Raw genomic sequence first — 13,167 nt, forward strand, 5'->3', positions numbered from 1 at the left:
TGGATTAACCGTAGATAATTGTTAATTGCAGCCCGAAAAACATTGGCTATATTAACTTTTCTTGCTATCTTAGAACTCTTGTTCACAGTTGTTTGTGACCCGTTTTTTAAGAACCTTTATAATTAATTCAAAAAAGAATATCATGAAGTATTCACTACTTGTTTGCTCGTTACTTTTCGGTGCGGGGCTACTTGCCCAGACTCCTGAATGGGAGAATCCTGAGATTTTCGCCGTTAATAAAGAGAATACGCGAGCTACTTCTATACCGTATCCCAATCACGAACTGGCTGTAGATGACAATTACTCATCCTCACCTTATTATCAGTCATTAGACGGCGTATGGAAATTTCATTGGGTTTCGAAACCGGCAGATACTCCGGCGGATTTTTATAAAGAAAACTATGATACCGGTAAATGGGCGGATATGCCTGTGCCGGGCAACTGGGAATTTAACGGATTCGGGATTCCTTTCTATACAAATGTTGTTTATCCTTTTCCTGTCAATCCGCCTTATGTAGATAATGAAAACAATCCGGTAGGTTCTTACCGCAGAGACTTCGATATACCTGCCGACTGGGATGGACGCAAAGTCTTCATCCACTTCGATGGAGGTACTACTGCAATGTATGTCTGGGTGAACGGGCAAAAGGTAGGCTATACCGAAAATGCCAAAAGTCCGGCAGAGTTCGATATTACGAAGTATATACGTAAAGGAAAGAATGTACTGGCATGTCAGGTCTATAAATACGGAGACGGCTCTTATCTCGAAGATCAGGATATGTGGCGGCTGGGTGGTATCAACAGGAGTGTATATCTATACAGTACAGCTCAAACGCGTATAGCTGATTTCTTTGCACATCCCGATTTGGATAAGAACTATAAAAACGGATTGTTCAGTGTCGACATACAGTTGAAGAATTACACAGGAAATAATAAAACACAGTTGGTAGAAGTCAGTCTGTTGGATAAAAGTAATAAGAGCGTGTTCTCTAAATCACAGAAGTTGGATATTCCGGCTAACGGTGTGCAGGATATTGTTCTGAATGGGACAGTGTCTAACCCATTGAAGTGGACAGCCGAAACGCCGAACTTGTACACAATGTTGATCGCACTCAAAGATGACAAGAACAAAATTGTGGAAGTTACTTCGCACAAAGTAGGTTTCCGCAAGATAGAGATCAATGACGGACAACTGTTCGTTAATGGTAAGAAAGTATATTTCAAAGGTGTAAACCTTCACGAATACAACTATAAGACCGGACAGGTAGTAGACCGCGAAGTGATGATGCGTAACCTGCAACTGATGAAAGAGTTGAATATAAATGCCGTAAGAACATCACATTATCCTCAGCCACCGTTGTGGTATAAATTGTGTGACGAATATGGAATATACCTTGTAGACGAAGCAAATCTGGAATCGCATGGATTGGGCTATGGGGCTGAGAATGTTTCTAACTTTCCTCAGTGGCTTGCTGCCCATCTCGACAGGATAAAGAGTGTTGTAGAGAGAGACAAGAATCATCCGTCAGTTATCTTCTGGTCGCTGGGTAACGAGGCCAGTAACGGAAAAGCTTTCTTCGATATGTACGATTGGGCTAAGGAGCGCGACAAGAGTCGCCCTACCCAATATGAACAGGCATACAATAGTTGGGATATAATGAACAGTGCTCGCAATACCGATATTCTGGCTCCGATGTATCCGTCGTGGGAATCAATGGTAGCCAATGCAAAGACAGATCTGGGGCGCCCATACATCATGTGCGAATACGCACACGCTATGGGAAACAGTATGGGGAACTTTCAGGAATACTGGGATGTGATGCGCAGCAGTAAGAATATGCAGGGCGGTTTCATCTGGGAGTGGTACAATCATGGATATCCGGCAAAAGACGATCAAGGACGCTTTTTCTGGGCATACGGAGGTGATCTCGGCGGCTACAATATGGTAAATGACGGTAATTTCTGTATGGACGGAATTATAAGTCCCGATCAGAACTATTTGCCGCATACACATATAGTGAAGAAAGTATATCAGAACATACTGTTCAAAGCCAAAGATCTGGATAACGGAATTATCACAGTCGTTAACGATTTTCAGTTTACAGACCTTACTGATGATAACTATTCGTATATGTGGGTATTGCTCAGAAATGGTGAGCCCGAAGGAAAAGGCAGTTTCACAGTACTGGCTCCTGCCGGATCACAAAAAGATGTGAAGCTGAATCTGCCACAGATGAAAAAACAGGCAGGGGTGGAATATTACCTACAGGTATTTGCCTATAATAAAGCAGAAACTCCGTTCCTGAAAAAAGACTTTGAAGTAGCACGTGAAGAGTTTGCATTTGGAACGAATAACTATTTTATAACTGATAATGGTTCAGGTTCACTCGATATATCGAAGACAGCCGATAAGGTTGTTGTAAAATCGGGAACACTGGTCTATGAATTTGCCGTTAATAACCAACGGCGCGGACTCGAACGTTATACTGATGATGGTAGGAATGTACTTAACGATCTGCCGCATCTTAACTTCTGGCGTGCCCCTACCGATAACGATTTCGGATCGTGGGATCAGTACAATATGCGCTTATGGTCGGTTGCTAACATGCACGTCAAATACACCTATCTGGGCGATGAAGAGAAGAACGGAGGTATTTCGTTTAAATATGAATGCAAACTTCAGGGGATCGAGGCTAAAGTAATGATGACATATACTGTGAACAAAGATGGTAGCCTCACTATAGACGCTGCTTACAAAGCCTTGTCTGACGACCTGCCCGAGATAATGCGCTTTGGTATGGCACTGACTTTGCCGAAAAGCTATAATGACTTTACGTGGTATGGTCGTGGCCCTCACGAAAACTATATAGACCGCAATGCCGACACCTTTATGGGAATATGGCAGGGTAAGGTAGAAGAACAGGCGTTTGCTTACTATCGTCCACAGGAGACAGGTAACAAAACAGATGTAAGATGGCTTACCTTGAAGAACAAGGATGGAAAAGGTATTCGTGTCAGTGGGGCACAACCGTTATCGGTAAGTGCCACTAATCTTCGTCCTGAAGACTTAGATCCCGGAACTACCAAGAAGCAGCAGCATTGGTCGGATGTGATGCCACGCAATGAGGTTGTACTATGTGTCGACCTCTTTCAACGTGGTGTTGCCGGACGGGATTCATGGGGTGCAAAGCCGCTGGATAAGTATCGCTTTCACGATAAAGAATACAGATACAGCTATACGATAAGCCGTATCAGATAGATACAGATCGAGAAGTTATAATGAGAAGGGGGTGGCTAACTTATGAGCCACCCCCGGCTTACGATGAGTGGATACGGCATTTCCCCGCAGCATATCTAGTGTCGGTTGGCACAGTCCTTCTGTCTTTATTAGAGGATTCTGCGATAAGAGGATGAAAAGTGAATAGATTTATCTATAATATATCAATGTGCTAATTAGGTGATGTGCTTATATGCCAATGATAGTGATCTTTGAATTTGATGTAAAATGTGTAAGAGTTGTCAGGTTTTAGTTAAAAAACAGTCGTGATGTCGTAGGGGCGAATCCATGTGTTCACCCGAAAATCATATAAGCGGGCAGGCACACAGGTCTGCCCCTACGAGAGAAAAAAGAGAAATTGTGACGCAATTGGCGGAGCCTTTTAAACTAGCAAGTCAGTGGACTAAAAACTAGTGCACTAGATTATAGAGTTCTAGTATACTAGAGAAAGGAAAATTTAGTAACTTGTAACTGTTAAATTTGAGCGAAAATTAATATCAAAAGAGGATCTTCTATTATTGAAAGAAAGCCTGATTTCTATAATTGATTGGGGAAAGAATACAATGATGTACGACTTTTTGGATAAGAATAGTTCCTTTTTCCTCTCTACGTTGAATATTACTTCCATTACGATTTATTCCAAATATGACGAAGTAGAAGAAACTGCTGTATGGAGTTTTTCTCCAAATCCTATCTATCTGAATAATAAGACTGTTTGCGCTACTCATAAAAAATGGCTTTATTCATCAGTCTATCATACGAACAGGTTTATTGCAGTTCATCTTTATGTTTGATACTTTTGACTCTGAAATAATCGAAGTCTACATATCCGCCGGTTTGTTTAGTCGCATAATTGAATAAGGCAAAACGGTAACCCATAAAGTGGGATAGAGTGTATGCCATTTTCAGTGGAGTCCCTATAGGCTTCCAATTTTTTCCATCAAAGCTGTAGTAGAAATATGCTTTGTCAGTAAGATCTCTGAAATCAGCTTCGACTTTGAAATAGACCTTTTTGCCTTTTAGGGGAATAGTTTCCAGTTCTTCGTAATTCTCTGTCTCCTTACTGCTCTTTTGAGCATTTCCGGCAAAAATGAATTTCTTACCATTCTCCATTTTCACGCCGACAACACCATACCTTTCTTGCAAAAGACCCAATCCTGCAAAATCACCGTCTTTCATTTTGTTTATGTCTATTGCTATTTCTCCTGAACACTGTGGTCCGAATGTACGCTGCGTTAATGTATTCTTAGCCTGGGTAAAACTCTTGTCTAACCTGGATGTTTTCAAGCGAAGGTAGCCGGGGCGTTCTTTTACAGACCAATGGTTATTATCCGGATTGTGATTCCATTGCCATACTAAAGGTAAATCCCGGTCACCCGATTTTCTGATAAATTCATCGGACGCAACAATCTGAGGAATAGAAGGCTGATTGGCTTCTATATCTAAAACATCGGGGACACGTCCATTATTACCGAATACAGGCCATCCATTTTCCCATTTCATCGGAACAATGTATGGTATGCGTCCTACAGAACCATAGTCGCGAAAGAAATAACCATACCATTTCCCGTCAGGAGTATCAATGAACCCACCTTGGGCTACACCTTTGTCCTCAAGGACTACTTTACCTTCATATGGTCCCATAATGTTATCGGCTCGATAGAGTAAAACGGTGCGCATACTATTCTTCGGCCACGAAATAAGGAAAATATAGTATTTCCCATTTACCTTGAACATTTGGGCTCCTTCGGCGGGAAGCCCTCTTTCCTTTCCTGTAATAGCATCGGCATTTTCAATAAGCAATCTCGTAGTTTCTTCCTTGATACCGTTTAAATCTTCTTTCATCTCTCTGATGCTGATCCTGCCGCCACAGCTAATCATATAGGCTTTGCCATCATCATCGAAGAAAAGCGAATGGTCGTGTATCTTAGGTTGATATGATATTTTCTTCCATGGCGTTTTTTCCGGATTATCCGTATAGAAAAGATAGTTGAGGTTGCTGTTGTTAGAAAAAGTGGAAACATAGAAAACACCATTATGATAGCGGATACTGCTTGCCCATGTGCCACCCCCATAAGCATTTTTACCATTTAGCAATTTGAAAGCATCTATATCGCCCAACGTCTCATAAGCATAGCTGACAATTTCCCAATCGATAAGGTTTTTTGATCTCATGATAGGAACACCGGGATTCATGTGCATCGTGGTGCTGCTCATATAATATGTATCGCCTACCCTTATCATCGACATATCAGGCACATCAGCGAAGATAACCGGATTGTGTGCTTTCTGTGCATATGTATGCACTGGCAAGCATATGTAAATGCTGATTATGAGTATTTTAAATATTGTATTCATTATGATTGTTTTATATTATATCAATGATATTAATTAAAGGCTTATTCTTTACATAATACTACTATTGCCTCTCCCGAATATTTCACAATCTTAGATGGCAAAGACTTGGTAAATCCTGTTCCTGATTCAGGCTTAACTATAACGATATTAAATGTCATATCTTTTTGCATTCCGGAAAACTCCCCTTCTCTTTTTGTTATTTCAAGCTTCTGTTCAACATCATTCCATATGAAGCTAAAAGTACTGAATTTACCTTTTTCATAATTATAGTTGTCTCCTTCATCCTCATATATCGTAAATCTGGCATCTGCCCCCCTATATATCCTGATTTCGTAAGGCTCATCTGCCTTCTCTGATGTATATTGCTTTTCATCGCCTAATGGTATGATAGATCCGGCTTTTACATATAGCGGTGTCTTTTTTATGTCTACTTCGGTATCTATTACTTGTCCTCCCTTTATTTTTTTTCCATTCCAAAAATCGAACCATCCGGCTTCGTATTCCGGTAGATAGACATTCCATTTATTAACTGCCGGTTCTGTAACAGGGGCGACAAGTAATGACGGACCAAACATAAACTGATGGCGTTGCTCCAAAGCTTTCTTATCGGAAGGGAAGTCCATAACCAAAGGGCGCATCAATGTGTAACCGTCAAAAGAAACATTAGCCGAAACAGAATATATATAAGGTAACATCCTATAACGGAACTTCAAGTACTGAGAAGTTATGTCCTCTACATCTTTTCCATATCTCCACAGTTCTGTATTACTCATATAACCATGAGTACGCATTAATGGGAAGAAAGTTGCAGCCTGTAGCCATCGTATAAATTGCTCGTGATATTCCTTGTTGGTGTATTGGTCACCGGGTCTGAAAAAGCCTCCTGCATCATAAGTCCACCAAGGCAGACCTGTAGCCATTTGCCCTAATCCTCCCGCAATTTGGCGTCGCAGGGTTTCCCAGTCGTGACCAACATCTCCTGACCATGTTGCAGCAGCATATCGTTGCATGCCCGAAAACCCACTGCGAGTAAATATCATTGCCCTACGTTTTTCAGGATCATCTTTGCGTAATCCTTCGTATATGGTTTTGCTTACATAGAGAGGATAAATATTACGGAATAGTTCACCCGGAGTCTGCCCATTATTTATCCGCTTATTCTGTAAATCATCATTCTCCGGCTCGGTAGCATCCTGCCACCAGGCATCAATTTTGTATGGTTGTAATAATTTTTCATTGAAGTTTTTCCAATAAAACTGAGCAGCTTCAGGATTAAAGAAATCAATCCAGTCACTTTCCGGAATATAGTAGCCATTATCTGACATTAGTTTCCCAACCTCCGAGTTTTTATCTATTTTTGACCAAACTGATATCATCAGGCGGATATTCATGTCATGTAATTCGTTTACCATCTGTGATGGGGCAGGGTAGAGGTCTTCGTCAAAGCGCATCGCATTCCAACCGTGCTTACCCCAATATTGCCAATCCTGTACAATCATATCAATAGGTAATCCGCGTTCGCGAAATTCCCGCGCATTTTCAAGTAATTCGTCTTGTGTATGGTAACGCTCCCGACAATGGATATATCCTAAAGCCCATAGTGGCATCATTGGTGCTGCTCCTGTCAATTCCCTATAACTGGCAATGACCTCGTCTCCCGTACCTGCAAATACAGTATAATCCAGAGCCTGTGCTACAGGCGAACTTAATACTGTTTCGTCAGATACGAGGCGCCAATAGATTACAGGCTTATCATTGTCTACTCCTTCTACAACTATATTATGTTTACCTGCCGACAAATCTACAATAACTGACGTTGTAGGTGGAAGCCATGTATTATTTATATTGATGACATTCTTGCCATCTATTGAAAGAAAATGCTTTCTCGCCATTTTCTGCCCTACATCCAGCAATAATGAATATTGTCCGGCAGAAGGAATATCCATGCTTGCAGTAAAGGTATTCATGTTGCGTGTTTCCTTCTTGTTTCCGGTGGTACTTGTAGCATCTACAGTCACAGTCTCTCCTTTTTCGGCGGTCTGGTTCAATTCTACAAAATCAGTAGCAGGATTGAAATCGGTGAGGCCATAGTTGTTCCACAACAGGCCATAGCCTTTATTAGATAATATGAAAGGTATAGAAATTTGGGTATTTACCTGTGTAAGACGACGTGTCAGTCCTCTGATATTTAAATAACCATCCTGAAATTGTCCGGTACCATACAAATACTCGTCTTCGGGGGAAAGGAAATATTGTTCTGCTTTATAGGTAGGTTCTCCTTGTATTGTAGTATTTTCAATCAGACGTCCTCCGGCTTTTTCCTGTAAAATAACAAGACCATTTTTGTCCTTGAATGTAAGTGCTTCCGTTTTTTTATCGAATATGACAGATATGTTATCCAGCGTCATCACAATCTCATCCGAGCTTTCTTTTACCTGATATGGAGGAACAGGTAATTCTTCTGTGTAAATCAATTCCTCCAGGAATGCAGTTCCGGGCTTAGCGTATTTAACGCGGACAGAGGAAGAGTTTAAGGGAATGATGGAAAGACTCCCTTCACTTAATTCTAATGTAATCCCCTTACCTGTATCATAGTTATAAGCAGAGTTACATGAAAGTGATAGTGACATTGTAACCAATATCATTAAATAAAAAATAGATTTCATGACTTTACATTCAATATTATTATCTGATTAAGACTTATTTAGTATTATCTACTTTATACAAGGACAACATCTGTTTTGCATAACGCTTGCCTAATTCTCTGTAGCCTTCTGCGCTAAAATGCAGACGGTCTTCGATGCCCTTACAGCTATCGGATGGGATAACATATGTATTTGGTATAACATCAGGCAATGTCCTGATTATTTCATTCATCCCTGCACAAGCTCCATTCTGGTCTGTGTTAACGAGTTCGCCTGCCAGTAAAGGTATAGAGTTCGCCTCAAGATTTATATCTTTCAGAAGATTGTTATATACGATCTTTACTTTCTGAGGCCAGTCCTGTTCGCCTGAATTTGATTCACCCTGATGCAATAATATTCCTTTTATGATTCCTCCTTCTGCCTGCGCCTGATTAGCCAAGTCGACTAACCGCTGGTAAGGATTGCCATCATATTCTTTTACCATATTCTTCAACCAGTCCGGAGAAGTTTCTACATATGACTCATAATTATCTTTATCGAACAACTCTATCCGGCAACCGCCAACAGAAACATTGATTATCCCTACTTTGATATTCTCAGGGAGATTTGCAACCATTGTCCGTCCAAAATAATCGGCAGGAGAGAGGCCTGTATGGCAACGTACAAGCGGAGGTATTGCTGTACGCCATTGTCCCTTCACCCGCGCTGAATCACAATCAACAGCCTGCAAAACCATAAAACGTTCGTCAACACCAATCGAGTCCTGCGCTTCTGCTTTTGCATTTCCTTCCATGTTCGATTGTCCAAAGCACAGGAAGATATGTAACTCTTCCTCTGCTTTTTTTTCAGAGCATCCTGTGCAGAAGATTCCCAATGAAAAAACGATGGAAAATATTAAAACGTAAATAGTGGAAGAGATTTTTGTTGTCATAATGTTTTAATAAATAAGATTATAGATCATTTAATACAAATCCACCATTAGGTTGTAATGTAATTTCGGTGATTCCCTTATTATCGATATTTATATCTTTAGTATAAGTATTTCTGTTCTTATCATCACCTATAAGTTGTACTTTCTTCCCTTTCAGCATCGGAACATTCAGTTTAAGTTGAAGAGGCTCTTTTTGTGCATTTACACCTGCTATATACCACTTATCGGCATGGCGACGAGCCAAGACAGCATATTTGCCAGGATAACCGTCTATCAAAATGGTCTCATCCCACGTAGTAGGTACTTTACGCATAAAGTCTATTTCGAACTTGGGAACATCTGTCATATTATTTGGTGTAAGGGCAAACATCTGTACCGGATTCTGAAACAGTATAGCTGTAGCCAATTGGAAGGCATCTGTTGTCAAACGTTCTTGTCCTTCTTTATTTCCTTTGTTCAGGTATTTGTTTAGTAAAACTCCACCAAATTCCATAGAGCCTACAGCATTGCGGATAAACGGATGCAGAGATGCGAAGAAGGATTCATTCTTTCTCACATCTTCCGAAAAGATCAACATTTCGGAAGCCAATACTGCTTCACTTCCAACATAATTCGGATACATGCGCTCCCAACCACGAGGCAGGGTACATCCATGAAAAATAATCATCAGTCCGTAATCATTGGCATCGGAGAGGATATCCTCATACAGGCGCATAGTTTCCTGCTTATCACCTCCGAAGAAATCTACTTTCAATCCTTTAACGCCGGCCTCTTTCAACCATTTCATCTCTTTTTTTCGGGCTATAGATGTGTTCATCTTGTTTCTAGGGCCTTGAGGAGCATCGTTGAAACTACCATTGGAATTGTACCATAAGAATACATCCACATTCTTGGAATTTGCATATTCTATCAGTTTCTTCATCTTGTCATAACCAATGTTATCATCCCACAAAGCATCGATCAAAATATATTCATAACCCATTTCTGAGGCAAGATCGATATATTTCACCTGATCGTCCCAATTCATACTTGCATCTTGCCACACAATCCAGCTCCATGTCCCTTTTCCATATTTATAGTTTTTCGATGGTTCGTACAGTGGCTCTACAACATCGAATGGAATGGTGGTTTCTACTATCGGCTTTAAATTTTCGCCAACAGTGATTGTCCGCCAAGGAGTTGCTCCGGGTAGGCTTAACTGAGCACCAGAACTTCCGAAACCATTATTCTCTCCCGGATTTGGATATTCAACGGTGTATATGCCATCGTTATAAGCACTCAGATGTGAACTACAGTACAAGCTTCTTACCCCTGTTTCGGATAGTAAAATCCATCCATTCTCTCCTATACGAAAAAGTCCGGGAAACACATATCCGGTATTTGACTTGGTATCTTTCACCGGTACATCAGACTGGTAACCCGACTCATAGCTTGGAGAAGTGCGGGCGAAACCTTTCATTGGATCCATCATATAAGACAGAAAGGCGGTAGCATACGAAGGGAAGCGATAGCCCGTAGCCTCTTTTTCTACCACACATGCCATACGATCTCCCCATGCAGGAAGTTCGTAGCGGAAAGCAATATCATTGTTACTAACCTGAAAAAGGATGGACATTTGTCTTTTTTCGGTATTTTGAAATGTATATTTTAATGTATTTGCCTCGTAATTTATCTGAGAACGTTTGATTTTATCTTGTGTATAGACTCTACTCGTTTTATTTTCAGACTTTTCAATAAATGACAGACCGGAACTGAAATCACCCTCATTTGTTTGTAATCCTAATGGTGATTTTTCGAGCATTACCTTTCCTTTATAATTTACTGTGTATCGTAATTTACCACCTTCAATGGATAACTCTAAACTCAGTTGTTTGTCCGGACTTATTACTATGGCATCTTGCGAATAAATAGGGAGGAATGGTGCTATAGAACAAAAAGATAAAATTAATAATGTAAGAAATCTCATAATGATTTTTATTTGGTTTATTGTAGAATACCTGTTAGATTAGTTTTAAATCAAATGTTACAAATTTGACTCGCCTTCGCTTCGTCGATTTTCAATTGGCTAACGCCGAACGCTGTTTCTTCGCCCTACAGGCAGTTACGAGTTACAAGAGCTTTTCTTTGCGCCTTTGCGTGAGAACTATTTTAACTAAAACCTGACAAACATTACAGGTCTTTTTTATTTATCACATTACCATAGCCAATTTTCAGCTTATTATTTATCCTATAGATAAAGTTTTTGCTAATTTATGAATAACGGCCTATATATCAAACTTAACCGAAATGATACTTTTTGCCGGTAATGCTACTGTTGCAGATTTTTTATCAGAGCTAAAAGCGATATCTTTTTTCACCATGTTTTCATGTTCATATGTTTCTATTGCTCCGCAACTCTTAGCTGCAACCGGAATGTTTATTTTCAGTCCGCCTACAGTTGTATTTCCATTATTAATGATAACCAGAGTTATATCGTTCTGACCTGAATATGCAGTAATCAATATATCGCTGTTGTTTTCCAGCTTGCTCACCTGTATCCTCTGCCGCCCGTTTACATATTTAGCATAATGAGACATTATATAGCCATTTTTGAGAGTTTTACCTCCTTTTTCACTCAGGCTCCGGTCGTCATTATCACCTATCATACCATAGAAACGTTTCAGGTACCAGTAAACGTATGCGCTACAGTAGCCTTCCATACTCATGTGTATTTCTTTTCCCAGAGTTTCCAGGTTATAAGACCATTGGCGGAATTTCCATAAGGATTGGTTCGTTTCTTTTTCTCCGTCATTGAACAGGTGTTCTGTCATCCACCATGTTTTTCCGGAATTTTTTAGTTTCTTATCATATAGTCCGCAGATATAGTCATGCCTGTTCTTTACATAGCCATTTGTTAAATCGGTAAAACCCTGATACAAATGTCCTGCTAATATATCTGTTTTTTCAAAAGCCTCAGCGTCATTCAGTATTGGATCTGTATATTCCGACTGCATGCCGCAGGCTTCGGGAGACATAAGTTTTACCCCTGTCGCTCTTATCTGGTCTCCGTATGCTTTTACAAAGTCTACAACCTCTTGCGGATACCAGAATGTAAATTCCATATCTGGCTCATTTTGTACAGAGATAGCGTATATATTTACTCCATTGTTCTTCATGTAGTTGATATACTTCACCAGATGGTCGGCGTAGACCTGATAATTTTCCTTTTTCAGATGCTTGTATTCTTTGTTATTCACTATGATTGTCTCCGATAAGGCATCTGTACAATCCCATGGACAGGCAAAGATAGTTGCTCCATACTGTTGTGCCAGTTTTGCACCCTTAATGTCTGCTGCCCAATCTGATTCGTTTGGATAAACCATCAGGCGGAGTATATTATACCCTAAGCCATCGGGGCTGTACATTTTAGTGATCTCCTCTTCTGATATCAGATTACCTCTGAGCCATATTACAGGATTATACATACCTCCAAAGCCGACCACATGCTGATAGCGAACCTGAGGATTTACAGTTATTTCTTCCGGAACCGAACCTCCTTGCTTTATTGTAATTTTCTCTCGGTTGCCTCTTTTTTTATCTGTAATAAAAATATCCTGGCTACGACTGGTCGCTAACAGGTTTGCTGAATATTTAATAGTAATATTCGTCTTGTTCTTATAATCGGATTTACCTCCTTTTGATGGAGTTATATTTGTAATAAAGCCATCTTCTGCGGTTGTTATCTCCCATTCAGAATAAGCCCATTCAGCAGTTATAACTTTCTGCCCCGATTCATTAGGCACCGAAATGTCCGATTCTGTAAATTTGCAGAAAGAATCAACTTCATAGTTATTGTCATCATCACTGCTACAACTGATCAACATGCAGGATAAAAGAGTTAATACGCTTAATATTTTTTTCATGGTATGTTTTAAAGTCATAATATTATTAACAATAATAAGTACAAGGGCGAACCT

At 40.1% G+C, this 13,167-nt stretch carries 6 protein-coding genes and 1 pseudogene; 2 read left to right on the forward strand and 5 right to left on the reverse strand.

The window, feature by feature from the left end:
* Positions 1-142 precede the first annotated feature (142 nt).
* The gene (locus tag M2448_RS13860; protein WP_280646578.1) at positions 143-3,259 is read left to right on the forward strand and encodes a glycoside hydrolase family 2 TIM barrel-domain containing protein; all 3,117 of its coding nucleotides are present in this window, start codon (positions 143-145) and stop codon (positions 3,257-3,259) included.
* Positions 3,260-3,795: 536 nt separating this feature from the next.
* Positions 3,796-4,071, forward strand: coding sequence for a hypothetical protein (locus tag M2448_RS13865; protein WP_280648028.1), 276 nt, complete (start codon positions 3,796-3,798; stop codon positions 4,069-4,071).
* Here the strand turns inward: M2448_RS13865 and M2448_RS13870 are convergent.
* The 5 genes and pseudogenes from M2448_RS13870 to M2448_RS13890 form a co-directional block, all read right to left on the reverse strand.
* Entirely contained in the window at positions 4,046-5,635 is a 1,590-nt protein-coding gene (locus M2448_RS13870; protein WP_280646579.1) for a glycoside hydrolase 43 family protein, read from the reverse strand. The genes M2448_RS13865 and M2448_RS13870 overlap by 26 nt on opposite strands.
* 41 nt (positions 5,636-5,676) lie before the next feature.
* On the reverse strand, positions 5,677-8,265 hold the full coding sequence (locus tag M2448_RS13875; RefSeq protein ID WP_280646580.1) for a TIM-barrel domain-containing protein: 2,589 nt from the start codon (positions 8,263-8,265) through the stop codon (positions 5,677-5,679).
* An 82-nt stretch (positions 8,266-8,347) separates the two neighbouring features.
* Positions 8,348-9,154: pseudogene (locus M2448_RS13880) on the reverse strand (sialate O-acetylesterase); the annotation flags it as partial.
* Between the two features lie 76 nt (positions 9,155-9,230).
* Positions 9,231-11,177, reverse strand: coding sequence for a glycoside hydrolase family 97 protein (locus M2448_RS13885; RefSeq protein ID WP_280646582.1), 1,947 nt, complete (start codon positions 11,175-11,177; stop codon positions 9,231-9,233).
* Between the two features lie 298 nt (positions 11,178-11,475).
* The gene (locus tag M2448_RS13890; protein WP_280646583.1) at positions 11,476-13,113 is read right to left on the reverse strand and encodes a hypothetical protein; all 1,638 of its coding nucleotides are present in this window, start codon (positions 13,111-13,113) and stop codon (positions 11,476-11,478) included.
* Between the last annotated feature and the right edge of the window lie 54 nt (positions 13,114-13,167).

Origin of the sequence: Dysgonomonas sp. PF1-14 (assembly GCF_029892965.1) — a bacterium.
In the GTDB taxonomy this organism is placed as follows: domain Bacteria; phylum Bacteroidota; class Bacteroidia; order Bacteroidales; family Dysgonomonadaceae; genus Dysgonomonas.